The organism is Mesorhizobium sp. P2_E6, assembly GCF_056403835.1.
Genome location: NZ_JBFUEQ010000021.1, coordinates 16563 through 30396, shown reverse-complemented (window position 1 = coordinate 30396; position 13834 = coordinate 16563). Strand labels below are relative to the sequence as shown.

Sequence of the window (13834 nt, the reverse complement as noted above, 5' to 3'; positions counted from 1 at the left end):
TCATGTTTGGAAACAAGCGTTAATCGTTGCCGGAGATGCCGCCGATCCGGATCACGAACAGCGTCGTCTCCTGGACGGGCTGGATAAAGAGGCTGGCGGTGTCCGGGCCGGGCAGCAGCGTGTCGAGCGGCCCGAGGTGGACCGGCTCGGTGCCGGGCACGGTGACTTCGCCGTTCAAACACAGGACGAGGGTCGTCCCGGTCCCGGTCCTGATTTCCACAGGGTTCGAAACCATAAGGCGTTCGACCGAATGCGTCATCCGGCTGCGGCGGGTCATGACATTGAGATCGGTGATCGGCCCGCCGATCAGCGCGGCCGCGGTCGCCACGTCAGCCGGAAAGGAAAGTGGGGCGGTCGCCCCAGTGACTGATATCGGCGGGCGGCCAGCAACATCCAGCACGATGCCCTCGCCTTCGAGCACTGCAAGCGTGCGATCGATACCGGCAAATTGCGAGAACGGACCGCTGCCTTCGACGCGCGCCATCGAGACGCGCCAGTCGAAGTCATTTAGCCCGGCGTCGGCAGGCGAGACGGCGACCTCGGTAGTCACCCCGCCGCCGTTCTTCCACGGCATGGACTTGTATCCGGCTGCCCGCAGGACGCGCATCAGTCAGTCCATCACCCGAGAATGCCGGGCAGGTTGAGCTGGTGCTCCCTCGCGCATTCGACTGCGATGTCGTAGCCGGCATCGGCGTGGCGCATGACGCCGGTCGCCGGGTCGTTCCACAACACCCGCTCGAGGCGCCTAGCCGCCTCACGCGTACCGTCGGCGACGATGACCATGCCGGCGTGCTGTGAGAAGCCCATGCCGACACCACCGCCATGGTGCAACGATACCCAGGTGGCGCCAGATGCGGTGTTGAGCAGCGCGTTGAGCAGCGGCCAGTCGGACACCGCGTCCGAGCCGTCCTTCATTGATTCCGTCTCGCGGTTCGGCGAGGCGACTGAGCCGGAATCGAGATGGTCGCGGCCGATGACGACAGGCGCCTTGAGCTCGCCCTTGGCCACCATCTCGTTGAAGGCGAGGCCGAGCCTGTGCCGGTCGCCAAGACCAACCCAGCAGATGCGCGCCGGCAGGCCCTGGAAGGCGATGCGCTCGCGCGCCATGTCGAGCCAGTTGTGCAGATGGGTGTTGCCGGGCGTCAGTTCGCGAACCTTTGCGTCGGTCTTGTAGATATCCTCGGGATCGCCCGACAGGGCCGCCCAGCGGAACGGGCCGATGCCGCGGCAAAACAGCGGACGGATATAGGCCGGCACGAAGCCGGGGAAGGCAAAGGCGTTCTCGAACCCCTCCTCCTTGGCCACCTGGCGGATGTTGTTGCCGTAGTCGAGCGTCGGCACGCCGGCGTTCCAGAACGCCACCATCGCCTCGACATGTTCGCGCATCGAGGCGCGGGCGGCTTTTTCAACTGCCTTCGGGTCGCTGACGCGCTTCTCACGCCACTCAGCCATCGTCCAGCCCTTGGGCAGGTAGCCGTTGATGGGGTCGTGGGCCGAGGTCTGGTCGGTGACCATATCAGGGCGAATGCCGCGCCTGAACATTTCTGGAACGATCTCGGCTGTATTGCCGAGCAGGCCTACCGACTTCGCCTCGCCTGCCTTGGTCCAGCGCTCGATCATTGCCATCGCCTCGTCGAGCGTCTCGGCCTTCTCGTCGACATAGCGGGTGCGCAGGCGGAAATCGATCGAATCCGGGTTGCATTCGATGGCCAGGCAGCAGGCGCCGGCCATAACTGCGGCGAGCGGCTGGGCGCCGCCCATGCCGCCGAGGCCGCCGGTCAGGATCCACTTGCCCTTGAGATTGCCGCCATAGTGCTGGCGGCCGGCCTCGACGAAGGTCTCGTAGGTGCCCTGCACGATGCCTTGCGTGCCGATGTAGATCCACGAGCCGGCCGTCATCTGGCCGTACATCATCAGACCCTTCTTATCGAGCTCGTTGAACTTTTCCCATGTCGCCCAGTGCGGCACCAGGTTGGAGTTGGCGATCAGCACGCGCGGCGCGTCGGGATGGGTGCGGAAGACGCCGACCGGCTTGCCCGACTGCACAAGCAAGGTCTCGTCATCGGCCAACGTCCTCAACGAGGCGACGATGCGGTCAAAGTCGTTCCAGGTGCGCGCCGCCCGGCCGATGCCGCCATAGACAACCAACTCGTTGGGGTTTTCGGCGACGTCCGGGTCGAGATTGTTCATCAGCATGCGCAGCGGCGCCTCCGTCAACCAGGAGCGGGCGCTGATTTCCGTGCCGCGCGGGCTGCGGACTTCGCGGATGTTGTGGCGAGGATTGTTCATCATTGTCCCTTTCGAATGAGGTGCGCGGCGTTGCGGTGGCCGTCAGCACTGATCCAGGTGACCTGCTCATGGGCAGGGTCGGAAGTATCGATGGTCATGGCGTAGCAGGCCCAGACATCCGAAGGCGGCCATAGCGAGCAGTACTGGTCGCCACGAACATCCCAACGCCCGGGAGACTGGGTGCCGCCTTTTGTGTAGATGGTGGCTCCGCCGTCGTCGAAACTCTGTGTCCAGTCCGGCCCTTCGACATGCGCGCCTTTCAAGGTGGCGAGGATATTGGCGCCCTTCATCTTCACCTCATCGGCTGACGCGCCGAAAACCAGCGTCGCTGCGAACAGAATGGCGAGAAAGCCGATCCTGGCATGGCGGTTCATGACATCCTCCCGATGTTTCGATGTCAGCTCTGCGCCCAGGTGATCGCGGTCTCGAGAATCTTCTTCAGCTTCGCAGCCATGGGTGCGGCGAACGCGGCATCATAGGGCACCGGCCAATTGTCCGGTTCACCTTTGCCCTCGGGCTCATGCAAGTAGCCGCGATCGGCAAGTTCCATCTGCAGCGCATGGAAGCCGCCTTGCGGATTGCCGAAGTAGCGCGTGATCCAGCCACCCTTGAAACGGCCGTTGATGACGTAGCTGTCGCCGCTTTCGGCCATGATCTGGCCGACCAGGCCCTGCAGCACCGGATCGGCGGTCTGGCCGTCATTGGTGCCGAGATTGAACACCGGCAGCGTGCCATAGAACAGACGCGGGAGAACCGAGCGGATCGAGTGGCAATCATAGATGACAACCTTCGGATGCAGGCCGCGCAGCCTGGTCGCCTGAAACCCGAGCATTTCATGGTAGGGCGCGAAATATGACTGATAGCGCTGGCTGATTTCCGCCGGCGTCGGTTCCTCGCCGGGCAGGTAAAGCGGATCGCCGTCGAAAGTCTCTGTCGGGCAAAGCGTCGTCGTCGTCTGCCCGGGATAGAGCGAGGCGCCGGAGGGATCGCGGTTGACGTCGATGACGGTGCGCGAGATCGACGTATGCACGACTGTCGCGCCAAGGCCGGCGGCGAAATCGTAGAGCTGGTCGATCCACCAGTCGCAGTCGCGGCGACCGAGCCAGGGCGAGACCAGCCGGTTGTCGATGCCGACGAGATCGATGCCGGTATGCGGGATCGACACCAGCAGAGGTGCCGTGCCTTCCGTCACTGTAAGCCAGTCGGTCATCTCAGGCTCCCGAGATCGAAGGCAGTGTTACCGCGCCGGCCGCCTTGACGGTCGCGCCGCTGCGCACCATGGCGATGGCTTTTTCCATATCAGGATGGAAGTGGCGGTCATTGTCGAGATGCGGCACCTCGGCCCGGACCAGCTTGCGCACCGCTTCCAGGGCATTGCTCGATGCCAGTGGCGCATGGAAATCGCAGCCTTGCGCTGCGGCCAGCAACTCGATGCCGATCACCGCCGTCGCATTCTCGACCATGCCGATCAGCCGGCGCGCGCCATGCGCTGCCATCGAAACGTGGTCTTCCTGGTTGGCCGAGGTCGGGATGGAATCGACGCTGGCCGGATAGGCTTTCTGCTTGTTCTCGGAAACGAGCGCCGCCGCCGTCACCTGCGGGATCATGAAACCGGAATTCAAGCCGGGCTTGGGCGTCAGGAACGCCGGCATGCCCGACAGCGCGGGGTCGACCAGCATGGCGATGCGCCGCTCCGACAGCGAGCCGATCTCGCAGACGGCCAGCGCGATCATGTCGGCGGCAAAGGCCACCGGCTCAGCATGAAAATTACCGCCGGAAAGTGCGGTATCGTCCTCGGCGAAAATCAGCGGATTGTCGGTGACGCCATTGGCCTCGGTGCCCAGCGTGTCCGCCGCCTGACGCAGGACGGTGAGTGCCGCACCCATCACCTGCGGCTGGCAGCGCAGGCAATAGGGATCCTGCACGCGCTCGTCGCCCACGCGGTGTGATTCACGGATGGCACTGCCGGCCATCAGATTGCGCAGCGCATCCGCCGTCTCGATCTGGCCGCGATGCTTTCTCAGTTGATGGATGCGCGGATCGAAGGGCGCGTCGGAGCCCTTTGCCGCATCGGTCGACAAGGCGCCGGCGACCAGCGCCGACTGGTAGAGCACTTCGGCCTCGAACAATGCAGCCAGCGCATAGGCCGTCGAGAATTGCGTGCCGTTGAGCAGTGCCAGGCCTTCCTTGGCGCCCAATGTCACTGGCTCCAACCCGTGCGAGACGAAGGCGACCTTGGCCGGGAAACGGCCATGCGGGGTAAAGCATTCGCCGACGCCGATCATCACCGCCGTCATGTGCGACAGGGGGGCAAGGTCGCCGGAGGCGCCGACGGAGCCTTGCGCCGGCACCACCGGGATGACGTCGTTGGCAAGCATCGCTTCAAGCAACTCGATGGTCTGCGGCCGCACGCCGGAGGCGCCCTGCGCCAGGCTGGCCAACTTCAGCGCCATCATCAGCCGGCAAACAGCGACCGGCATCGGCTCGCCGACGCCGGCGGCATGCGACAGCACGATGTTGCGCTGCAAGGTCTCGAGGTCCGCGGCGGGGATGCGGACGCTGGCCAGTTTGCCGAAGCCGGTGTTGATGCCATAGACCGGCTCGCCCTTGGCGACGATCCTGGCGACCGCCTCGGCGCTCGCCTTGATTTTTGGCTGGCAGGCATCGTCAAGCTTGGGCACGGCGCCACGGTAGATGGCGCGCCAGTCGGCCAGCGTCGCATTGCCGGGCTTCAGGGTCAGTTCGGTCATTGTCCTCTCCAGATGCGGGCATGCAGCGGGTTGAAGCCCATGCGGTAGACGAGTTCAGCGGGGCGCTCGATGTTCCAGATCGCCAGATCGGCGGATTTGCCGGTTTCGAGCGTGCCGGTCTCTCCCAGCAGGCCGAGCGCGCGGGCGGCCTCGCGGGTAACGCCGGCCAGGCATTCATCGACCGTCAGGCCGAACAGGGTCGCCGCCATGTTCATAGTCAAAAGCAGCGAGGTCAGCGGCGAGGTGCCGGGATTGTTGTCGGTGGCGACCGCCATTCTGACGCCGTGCTGGCGGAACAGGCTCACCGGCGGCTTCTTGGTCTCGCGAATGAAATAGTAGGCACCGGGCAGGATCGTCGCCACGGTTCCCGCCTTCGCCATGGCCACGGCGCCTGCCTCGTCTGTGTATTCGAGATGATCGGCCGACAGCGCACCATAGCGGGCGGCGAGTTCGGCGCCATGCAGGTTGGAGAGCTGGTCTGCGTGGAGCTTGACCGGCAAGCCTGCCGCCTTGGCGGCATCGAACACGAGCGCCATCTGCTCCGGAGAAAAGGCAATGCCTTCGCAAAACCCGTCGACGGCATCGGCCAGCCCCTCGGCGGCGACCGCCGGGAGAATTTCTCTTGCGACCAGATCGATAAAGGCGTCCTTGTCGCCTTTGGCTTCCGGCGGCAACGCATGGGCGCCAAGGAAGGTCGTGCGGATCGTCACCGGCCGCTCACCGCCCAACCGCCGCGCGGCGCGCAGCGACTTCATTTCGTTTTCCAGATCGAGCCCATAGCCCGACTTTACTTCTACCGTCGTCACGCCCTCGGCGATCAGCGCATCGAGGCGCGGCAGCGATTGCGCGACCAGATCGTCTTCGCCGGCGGCACGCAAGGATTTGACCGAAGAGACAATGCCGCCGCCGGCCCTGGCGACCTCTTCATATGTGGCGCCGGCGAGCCTCATCTCAAATTCATTGGCGCGATTGCCGGCATGGACCAGATGGGTATGGCAGTCGATCAGGCCGGGCGTGATCCAGCGCTGCTCGCAATCGATCGTCTCGACATTTTGGGCAAGCGCTGTGGGCATGCCCGATTCAGGGCCGGCATAGACAATGCGGCCATCACGAACCGCGACCGCGCCGTGTTCGACGACGCCAAGTCCGGCGGCTCCCTCGGCCATGGTCGCCAGGCGCGCATTGCGCCATAGACGAAGACCCCCTGCCCGGCTTTTGCTCTCTGCAGCCATCATCTTTTCCGTTTCAATCGGTGGCGATTATGTATATACATATTGAAACGCACTGCAAGTGCCATCATCGCATATGAGACAGGGAACCGGAGAGAAAAGTGACTGACATCTTCGCGGAACAGGCGCTCCTTCCCAATGGCTGGCACCGCAATGTGCGGATCACCTTGGCCAAGGGACGCATAACAACTGTCGAGCCGGGTGCGACCGCCGTGGCAGGCGACGAACGCTACGCGATCCTGCTGCCCGGTATGCCCAATTTGCACAGCCATGCATTCCAGCGCGGCATGGCCGGATTGGCCGAGCTTCGCGGGCCTTCCGCCGACAGTTTCTGGAGCTGGCGCGAGGTGATGTACCACTTCGCCCTGTCGATGACGCCCGACCAGGTCGAGGCGGTTGCCGCGCAGCTCTATGTCGAGATGCTGGAGGCCGGCTTTTCACGCGTCGGCGAATTTCACTATCTGCATCACGACCGCGATGGAAAGCCCTATGCCAACCCTGCCGAGATGGCCGAGCGCATCGCGGCGGCGGCCGGCGAAACGGGCATCGGCCTGACGCTGCTGCCGGTGTTCTACGCGCACTCTTCTTTCGGCGGGGCCGCGCCAAACCAAGGCCAACGGCGTTTCATCAACGATGTGAATCGCTTCTCCAGGCTTGTTGAGAAAAGCCTGGAATGCGTTCGCACTTTGAATCAAGCTGTTGTCGGCGTCGCTCCGCACAGTCTGCGCGCCGCGACAGCTGAGGAACTAACTGAGGTGGCCGCCATGGCGCCGGATGGGCCGATCCATATCCACGTCGCCGAGCAGGTGAAGGAAGTCGAGGACTGCCTTGCCTGGTCGGGCGCGCGACCGGTCGAATTCCTGCTGGCCAACGCGAAAGTAGACCAACGCTGGTGTCTCATCCACGCCACGCACATGACCGATGCGGAAACAGTCGCGATGGCCAGGAGCGGCGCGATCGCCGGCCTTTGCCCGATCACCGAGGCCAATCTCGGTGACGGCACTTTTGCAGCGCCGCTGTTCGGGGAGCATGGCGGCCGCTTCGGCGTCGGCTCCGATTCCAATGTGCTGATCGGCCTGCCCGACGAGCTGCGGCAGCTCGAATATTCGCAGCGCCTTGCGCACCGCGCCCGCAATGTGCTGGCCGTGGCCGGCGGCTCGACCGGACGCGCGCTGTTCGATGCCGCGCTCGACGGCGGCAGCGTTGCCCTTGGGGCCGGCGCCTCGGAGATCGCCACGGGCGCATCCGCCGATCTCGTCTCGCTCGACGGCAATCACCCCTCGCTGGCCGGCAAGACCGGTGACGCGATCCTCGACGCTTGGATCTTCGCCAATGGCAGCAAGGTCGACTGCGTCTGGGTGCATGGCAACAAGCAGGTCAGCGGCGGCCGTCATGCAAGGCGCGAGACCATCGCCGAGCGGTTTCGCAGCGTGATGACGGCGCTTTCGGCATGAGCATGATCGAGACGGCGGATGCGGAAGGCGGCGTCTCGCTGCACCAGCGCATCCTGTCCGACATCAGCGAAAAGATCCTGTCCGGCGCCTGGGCGCCCGGCCATCGCATCCCGTTCGAGCATGAACTGAGCGCGCAATACAATTGCTCGCGCATGACAGTGAACAAGGCGCTGTCGCAGCTTGCCAAGGCGGGGCTGATCGAGCGGCGGCGCCGCTCAGGCAGCTTTGTCCGCCAACCGCAGTCGCAAGCTGCGGTGCTGGAGATCAATGACATCCGGGTCGAGGTCGAAGCGCTCGGCCTGCTTTATCGCTACGAGCGCGTGACACGGCACAAAAGGCGCAGCGACGCCGAGGATCGCGCCTTGCTGGAGCTTGGTGCCGCCGGGCCGGTGCTGGCATTGGAATGCCGGCATTTCGCCGGCAAGCGGCCGTTCGCGCACGAGCAGCGGCTGATTAACCTCACCGCCGTGCCGGAAGCGGCCGACGAGGAATTCCTGGCCATCGCACCCAGCCCGTGGCTGATCGGCCGCGTGCCGTGGAGCGAAGCCGAGCACCGCATTCGTGCGGTCGGCGCCGACAAGCAGGTCGCGGCGGCACTCGACATCGCGGCCGGCGCGCCCTGCCTGGTGGTCGAGCGGCGGACATGGAGCGCCGAACACCCGGTCACTTATGTGCGCTTCACCTACCCCGCCGACAGCCACACGCTGGTGGCGCGATTCAGGCCGTCGCAGGGGTGAGGTGTGTCCAGTTGAAGGCCGGCGAAAAGCCAACGATTTGGCATTTCGAACGCCGAACGCCTGGAGCCATAGCGGAGGCAGTCGAGCAAGCCCGGATCCCCGCTGCCTACGGCAGCCTCCCGGCGTTCGCCGGCCTTTCAGCGCGCCACTGGCGCGCTGAATTCGCCAGCGCTGCGCCTCAAACCGCTGCGGTAATAATGATCTCGACCAGATATTCCGGTCCGGCGAGCTTTGCTTCGCCGGTGGCACGGGCGGGCGTATTGCCTTGCGGCACCCACTTGTCCCATTCCGCGTTCATCTCGGCAAAGGTGCTCATGTCGGCCAGCCAGATGATCGCCTGCAGGATCTTGGTCTTGTCCGAGCCGGCCTTGGCCAGCAGTCCGTCGATGGTCGCCAGGACATCCCTGGTCTGCGACGCGACGTTGCCGCCCGGCTGACCAACCTGGCCGGCCAGATAGACGGTATTGCCGTGGATGACGATCGGGCTCATGCGCGGGCCAACATCGATGCGACGAATGCTCATGGGAGGTTCCTTCCTTTGTGGTCGCGCTTCTTTAAAGTTGCGGCCGGCTTCGGGCAAGGTCGCCCAGTCAAATCCCTTGGCAAATCCCTTTGGGCCAAGGGCGTGTGATGTCCACACACGGCAAGTTGACCCAAGTTGACCCGGCAGTCGCAATTCCGCCCGATTGGCTTGTTGACTAATGTAATAACATCACATATCCAATCGGCCACTACCAGCAGCCCGTTTTCGCTGCCCTCACGGATCGCAGAATGACAAATACCTGCCTGACCTTCCGCGACCTGACGCTTGGCTACGGCAGCCACCCGGCGATCCATCATCTTGACGGCAAGATACGCAAAGGCTCGCTGACTGCCGTGGTCGGCGCCAACGGCTCCGGCAAATCGACGCTGATGAAAGGCATTGTCGGCGTCCTGAAACCGATGGCCGGCGAAGTCATCCGCGCGCCTGGCGTGCGTGCCGCCTATCTGCCGCAGCAATCGGAACTCGACCGCTCCTTCCCGGCGCGGGTGGTTGACCTGGTCTCGCTCGGCCTGTGGCCGCGGCGTGGCCTGCTCGGCCGCCATACTAGGGAAGATCGCGATTCCGTCAGCCGGGCGCTGATGGCCGTCGGTCTCGGCGGCTTCGAAAAGCGGCCGATCGACACGCTGTCAGGCGGCCAGTTGCAACGCACGTTGTTTGCGCGAGTGCTGCTGCAGGACGCCGACCTCATACTGCTCGACGAGCCGTTCAACGCGGTCGACGCCAAGACGGTCGGCGACCTGATCGCGCTGATCAAGCATTGGCATGGCGAAGAGCGCACTATCCTGGTCGTCGTCCACGATCTGGACCTGGTGCGCCAGAATTTCCCCGAAACGCTGCTGTTGGCCCGCCAGCCGGTTGCCTGGGGGGAAACCAGGGAAACGCTGAAGCCGGAGAACCTGTTGCGCGCCCGCCGCTTCCACGAAGCCTGGGAAGAGAATGCGCCCTGGTGCGAGCCGGACGGGCATGCTCATGACCACGATCACGACCATCATGGCCACGCTCACGGGCATGACCATCACCACGGTGCCGGACCGAGGGCTGCCTGATGGACACGCTTTACGGTCTCTTCATCGCGCCCTTCGCCGATTTCGGCTTCATGCAGCGGGCGCTGATCGGTTCGCTGATGCTGTCGCTCGGCGCCTGCCCGGTTGGCGTGTTCCTGATGCTGCGGCGCATGAGCCTGTCCGGCGACGCCATGGCGCATGCCATCTTGCCGGGTGCCGCCGCCGGTTTTCTGCTCTACGGCCTGGAAATCCTGCCGATGACCATTGGCGGGTTGATCGCCGGCGTCATCGTGGCGCTCGGCGCTGGCGCTGTCTCGCGCTTCACCATCCAGCGCGAAGACGCCTCGATGGCAGCCTTCTATCTGATTTCGCTCGCCATCGGCGTCTTGATGGTGTCGATCCGCGGCTCCAGCGTTGATCTCATGCATGTGCTGTTCGGCACCGTGCTGGCGCTCAACAACGAAGCGCTGACGCTGATCGGCGGCATTGTGGCGGTGACGCTGGTCAGCCTCGCCATCTTCTGGCGGGCGCTGGTCGCCGAATGCCTCGATCCGCTGTTCCTGCGCTCGGTCAGCCGGCTCGGCAGCCCGGTGCATTTCATCTTCCTTGGCCTCGTCGTGCTCAACCTTGTCGGCGGCTTCCAGGCGCTCGGTACGCTTCTATCGGTCGGGCTGATGATGCTGCCGGCGGCAGCCGCCCGTTTCTGGACCGTGCGCGTCGAGCCGATGTGCGTGCTGGCGGTGCTGATCGGCTTTGCATCCTGCATCGCCGGGCTGCTTCTGTCCTATCACGCGTCGCTGCCGTCCGGCCCGGCCATCATCCTGTCGGCCGGCGTGGTCTATTTCGCCTCGATCCTGTTCGGCACGCGCGGCATCCTGCGCGCCCGCATTGTCCATCACCGTCACAGAACGGCCTGATCCCCCGCCCCAAAAGGAGACCTTTCCATGCTGAAATCGATCCGCGCCGCCCTGGCGATGAGCGTTATAACATTAACTGCCATTGGCGCCTCGCCGGCTTTCGCGGCACCGCTGAAAGTGGTCGCCAGCTTCACCGTCATTGCCGATTTTGCCAAAAATGTCGGTGGCGACCGCATCGATGTCACCACCATCGTCGGACCGGACGGCGATGCCCATGTCTACGAGCCGAGCCCGGCTGACGCGGTGGCGATGGCCAAGGCCGACATCGTGCTGGTCAACGGCCTGCATTTCGAGGGTTTTCTGCAGCGGCTGGTCGATGCCAGCGCCACCAAGGCCTCGATCGTCACCTTGACCAAGGGCGTAACGCCGATCGATTTCAAGCCTGAATTCGCCGACGCCGACGCCGCCGAAGGGGCCGGAACCGGCGGCGGCAAGACGGTTACCGATCCGCACGCCTTCCAGTCGATCGCCAATGCCAAGATCTACGTGGCGAACATCGCCGAAGCCTTCTGCGCCGCCGACTCCGACGGCTGCGTCAGCTACCAGACCAATGCCGCCGCCTATACCAAGAAGCTCGACGCGGTAGAAGGCGAAGTGAAGGCCGCGATCGCCTCGATCCCCGAAGCGAAGCGCGTCGTCATCACCTCGCATGACGCCTTCGGCTATTTCGAGCACGAATACGGCCTGACCTTCCTCGCCCCGCAAGGCATCTCGACCGACTCCGAACCGTCCGCCGCCGATGTCGCCAGGCTGGTCGACCAGGTGAAGCAGGACAAGGCGGCGGCGATCTTCGTCGAGAACATCACCAACCCGCGCCTGATCGAGCAGATCGCCAGCGAGACCGGCATCAAGGTCGGCGGCACTCTCTATTCGGATGCGCTGTCGCAGCCCGACGGCCCGGCCTCGACCTATATCGACATGATGCACAACAACATCCGTCAGATCAAAGGCGCCATCCTCGGCAGCTGACGCGCCCCTCCCCGGAAAGGCGGAGCCGGTCTCCGCCTTTCCGTTTGCACTCTGGCAGTTTGAGCTGGATTCCGCGCCGGAAATGCCTATCTGCGCTACGGTGTCGAGTTGCGCAAAGACGCGGATCGACCGTGGATCAAAAGCCGGCATCACATGACAGACTTTACGCCTTTCCAGTCGCTGCTTGGCGGCGCTCTTATTGGCCTGTCGGCAGTGCTCTTGATGGCACTGCATGGGCGGATTGCCGGGATGACCGGCATTCTGACCGGCGTCATCCCGCCGCTTTCGCCTGAATGGCGCTGGCGCGCCGCCTTTCTCGCCGGCGCCGTGGCGGCGCCGCTTGTCTATCAGACGGTCGGCGGACACATCGCCTTCAGCGTGCCCGTGTCGACGCTGGCACTTGTCGGTGGCGGCTTCCTGGTCGGCATCGGCGTGCATTTCGGTGGCGGCTGCCCGAGCGGACACGGCATTTGCGGCATAGCGCGGCTATCGCCACGCTCGATCGTCGCCGTCGCGATCTTCATGGTTACAGCCTTCGTCACCGTCTTCATCATCCGCCACGTGATCGGAGGCTGAGCCGTGAACAAGCTCGTCTCGGCATTTCTGATCGGTGGGATTTTCGGCCTCGGCATCGCCGTGTCCGGGATGATAAATCCTGCCAAGGTGCTGAACTTCTTCGACATCGCCGGCAGCTGGGACCCGAGCCTGATCTTCGTCATGGGTGGTGGCCTTGCGGTCGCCTTCGCCGGCTACCGCCTGATATTCCGGCGCCGTAAGTCACCGGTGTTCGAAACCGCGTTCGCCCTGCCGACGACGCGCACCATCGACGCGGAGCTGGCCGGCGGCGCCGCTGTCTTCGGCATCGGCTGGGGCATCGCCGGCTTCTGTCCCGGCGGCGCCATTCCCGCGCTTGGTCTCGGCTCCTCCGCGACGGCGATCTTTGTCACGGCGGTGATCGTCGGCATCGTCGTGGCGCGTTTCGCGAGGTCACGGCTTGCTCAGCTGGCTGCGGCATAGGAAGTAGTTGCCGGTTCCGCCGGAGAGTGGCAAGACTTCTCGCCAAATCAGACTGCGAGGATACAGCCATGGAATACCGCGAGATCAGCGAGACCTATTCGGTCTCGGGCCAGATCCAGCCCGAAGACGTCACCGCCATCAAGGAGGCCGGCTTCAAGAGCGTCATCTGCAACCGGCCCGATGACGAGCAGCCCGGCCAGCCTTCGGCCGACACGCTCAAAGCCGCGGTCGAGGCCGCCGGCATGGCCTTCCGCTACATCCCGGTCATCAGCGGCCAGATCACGGCCGAGAATGTAGAGGATCAAGCCGAGGCGCTCGACGAGCTCCAAGGCCCGGTGTTCGCCTATTGCCGCTCCGGCGCCCGCTGCACCAACCTCTACGGACTGATCCAGCAGTCGAAGAGTTAAATCGACCCAAGGTTCAAATCGGCAGCGCGCCGGTTTCCTTCAGCGTCTCGAGCACGATCGCCGTCTTCACATGCTGCACGGATTCGTGCGGCAGCAGCACGCCGTTGACGAATTCCGATAGCGACTTCAGGTCGGGTGTCACCACTTTCAGGATGTAGTCCATCTCGCCGGTCAACGCGTGCGCTTCCTGCACCTCGGGCAGCCGCGCCACCAGTTCGCCGAACCGCCTGGCATTGTCGCGATTGTGGGTGGCGAGCGTCACCGAGATGACGTTGACCAGGGAAAAGCCGAGTTTGTCGCGGTCGAGCACGGCGTGATAGCCCTTGATATAGCCGTCCTCCTCCAGCCGCTGGCGGCGGCGCGAGCATTGTGACGCCGACAGGTTCACCCGCTCCGACAAATCGTTGTTGGTCAGCCCCGCATCGCCCTGCAAGAGCGCCATTATCTTGCGGTCAAATTGATCAATGCGCGTCTCATCCATGGATTTATGCCCTTTCGTGCACGCTTTACGCATGAA

General features: G+C 64.3%; 16 protein-coding genes. 8 read left to right on the top strand and 8 right to left on the bottom strand.

What is annotated here, in order from left to right:
* Positions 1-19: 19 nt before the first annotated feature.
* Genes AC1D08_RS32470 through hutI form a run of 6 tightly spaced genes read right to left on the bottom strand, consistent with a single transcriptional unit; the run spans position 20 to position 6271 of the window.
* Positions 20-607, bottom strand: a complete 588-nt coding sequence (locus AC1D08_RS32470; protein ID WP_457152816.1) for a HutD/Ves family protein — start codon at positions 605-607, stop codon at positions 20-22.
* 11 nt (positions 608-618) lie between these two features.
* The gene (gene hutU / locus AC1D08_RS32465; RefSeq protein WP_457152815.1) at positions 619-2292 is read right to left on the bottom strand and encodes a urocanate hydratase; all 1674 of its coding nucleotides are present in this window, start codon (positions 2290-2292) and stop codon (positions 619-621) included.
* Positions 2289-2663 carry a hypothetical protein gene (locus tag AC1D08_RS32460; protein ID WP_095085839.1) on the bottom strand — a complete coding sequence of 125 codons (375 nt, stop codon included), beginning with the start codon at positions 2661-2663 and terminating at the stop codon, positions 2289-2291. The genes hutU and AC1D08_RS32460 overlap by 4 nt, the downstream gene beginning before the upstream one ends.
* A gap of 23 nt (positions 2664-2686) precedes the next feature.
* On the bottom strand, positions 2687-3499 hold the full coding sequence (hutG, locus tag AC1D08_RS32455) for an N-formylglutamate deformylase (protein ID WP_477228894.1): 813 nt from the start codon (positions 3497-3499) through the stop codon (positions 2687-2689).
* 1 nt (position 3500) lies between these two features.
* Positions 3501-5039: a histidine ammonia-lyase gene (gene hutH, locus AC1D08_RS32450; protein ID WP_457152813.1), complete on the bottom strand. Its 1539-nt coding sequence runs from the start codon at positions 5037-5039 to the stop codon at positions 3501-3503.
* Entirely contained in the window at positions 5036-6271 is a 1236-nt protein-coding gene (hutI, locus tag AC1D08_RS32445; RefSeq protein WP_457152812.1) for an imidazolonepropionase, read from the bottom strand. The genes hutH and hutI overlap by 4 nt, the downstream gene beginning before the upstream one ends.
* Before the next feature lie 98 nt (positions 6272-6369).
* Here hutI and AC1D08_RS32440 point away from each other — a divergent pair, with 98 nt between their 5' ends.
* Complete coding sequence (locus AC1D08_RS32440) at positions 6370-7722, top strand: formimidoylglutamate deiminase (RefSeq protein WP_457152811.1); 1353 nt, start codon at positions 6370-6372, stop codon at positions 7720-7722.
* The gene (hutC, locus tag AC1D08_RS32435) at positions 7719-8459 is read left to right on the top strand and encodes a histidine utilization repressor (protein WP_457152810.1); all 741 of its coding nucleotides are present in this window, start codon (positions 7719-7721) and stop codon (positions 8457-8459) included. The genes AC1D08_RS32440 and hutC overlap by 4 nt, the downstream gene beginning before the upstream one ends.
* Before the next feature lie 178 nt (positions 8460-8637).
* Here the strand turns inward: hutC and AC1D08_RS32430 are convergent, their stop codons facing one another.
* Positions 8638-8982, bottom strand: a complete 345-nt coding sequence (locus tag AC1D08_RS32430; RefSeq protein ID WP_095085854.1) for a RidA family protein — start codon at positions 8980-8982, stop codon at positions 8638-8640.
* Between the two features lie 248 nt (positions 8983-9230).
* On the opposite strand from AC1D08_RS32430, the gene aztA reads away from it, so the two are divergent.
* From aztA to AC1D08_RS32400, 6 genes are all read left to right on the top strand, one after another.
* On the top strand, positions 9231-10049 hold the full coding sequence (aztA, locus tag AC1D08_RS32425) for a zinc ABC transporter ATP-binding protein AztA (RefSeq protein WP_477425053.1): 819 nt from the start codon (positions 9231-9233) through the stop codon (positions 10047-10049).
* Entirely contained in the window at positions 10049-10924 is an 876-nt protein-coding gene (aztB, locus tag AC1D08_RS32420) for a zinc ABC transporter permease AztB (RefSeq protein ID WP_095085859.1), read from the top strand. The genes aztA and aztB overlap by 1 nt, the downstream gene beginning before the upstream one ends.
* Positions 10925-10951: 27 nt before the next feature.
* The gene (aztC, locus tag AC1D08_RS32415; protein ID WP_477419058.1) at positions 10952-11893 is read left to right on the top strand and encodes a zinc ABC transporter substrate-binding protein AztC; all 942 of its coding nucleotides are present in this window, start codon (positions 10952-10954) and stop codon (positions 11891-11893) included.
* 153 nt (positions 11894-12046) lie between these two features.
* Positions 12047-12469: a YeeE/YedE family protein gene (locus AC1D08_RS32410; RefSeq protein ID WP_457154151.1), complete on the top strand. Its 423-nt coding sequence runs from the start codon at positions 12047-12049 to the stop codon at positions 12467-12469.
* 3 nt (positions 12470-12472) lie between these two features.
* Complete coding sequence (locus tag AC1D08_RS32405; protein WP_457154150.1) at positions 12473-12910, top strand: DUF6691 family protein; 438 nt, start codon at positions 12473-12475, stop codon at positions 12908-12910.
* A gap of 68 nt (positions 12911-12978) precedes the next feature.
* On the top strand, positions 12979-13317 hold the full coding sequence (locus tag AC1D08_RS32400) for a protein tyrosine phosphatase family protein (protein ID WP_457154149.1): 339 nt from the start codon (positions 12979-12981) through the stop codon (positions 13315-13317).
* Between the two features lie 13 nt (positions 13318-13330).
* On the opposite strand, the gene AC1D08_RS32395 is transcribed toward AC1D08_RS32400, so the two are convergent.
* The gene (locus AC1D08_RS32395) at positions 13331-13798 is read right to left on the bottom strand and encodes an Lrp/AsnC family transcriptional regulator (RefSeq protein WP_095085868.1); all 468 of its coding nucleotides are present in this window, start codon (positions 13796-13798) and stop codon (positions 13331-13333) included.
* Positions 13799-13834 lie beyond the last annotated feature (36 nt).

What these genes read in the sequence shown, in the direction of transcription:
- AC1D08_RS32470 (WP_457152816.1), bottom strand. Translation starts at nt 607, where the DNA reads ATGCGCGTCCTGCGGGCAGCCGGATACAAGTCCATGCCGTGGAAGAAC.
- hutU (WP_457152815.1), bottom strand. Translation starts at nt 2,292, where the DNA reads ATGATGAACAATCCTCGCCACAACATCCGCGAAGTCCGCAGCCCGCGC.
- AC1D08_RS32460 (WP_095085839.1), bottom strand. Translation starts at nt 2,663, where the DNA reads ATGAACCGCCATGCCAGGATCGGCTTTCTCGCCATTCTGTTCGCAGCG.
- hutG (WP_477228894.1), bottom strand. Translation starts at nt 3,499, where the DNA reads ATGACCGACTGGCTTACAGTGACGGAAGGCACGGCACCTCTGCTGGTG.
- hutH (WP_457152813.1), bottom strand. Translation starts at nt 5,039, where the DNA reads ATGACCGAACTGACCCTGAAGCCCGGCAATGCGACGCTGGCCGACTGG.
- hutI (WP_457152812.1), bottom strand. Translation starts at nt 6,271, where the DNA reads ATGGCTGCAGAGAGCAAAAGCCGGGCAGGGGGTCTTCGTCTATGGCGC.
- hutC (WP_457152810.1), top strand. Translation starts at nt 7,719, where the DNA reads ATGAGCATGATCGAGACGGCGGATGCGGAAGGCGGCGTCTCGCTGCAC.
- AC1D08_RS32430 (WP_095085854.1), bottom strand. Translation starts at nt 8,982, where the DNA reads ATGAGCATTCGTCGCATCGATGTTGGCCCGCGCATGAGCCCGATCGTC.
- aztA (WP_477425053.1), top strand. Translation starts at nt 9,231, where the DNA reads ATGACAAATACCTGCCTGACCTTCCGCGACCTGACGCTTGGCTACGGC.
- aztB (WP_095085859.1), top strand. Translation starts at nt 10,049, where the DNA reads ATGGACACGCTTTACGGTCTCTTCATCGCGCCCTTCGCCGATTTCGGC.
- aztC (WP_477419058.1), top strand. Translation starts at nt 10,952, where the DNA reads ATGCTGAAATCGATCCGCGCCGCCCTGGCGATGAGCGTTATAACATTA.
- AC1D08_RS32410 (WP_457154151.1), top strand. Translation starts at nt 12,047, where the DNA reads ATGACAGACTTTACGCCTTTCCAGTCGCTGCTTGGCGGCGCTCTTATT.
- AC1D08_RS32400 (WP_457154149.1), top strand. Translation starts at nt 12,979, where the DNA reads ATGGAATACCGCGAGATCAGCGAGACCTATTCGGTCTCGGGCCAGATC.
- AC1D08_RS32395 (WP_095085868.1), bottom strand. Translation starts at nt 13,798, where the DNA reads ATGGATGAGACGCGCATTGATCAATTTGACCGCAAGATAATGGCGCTC.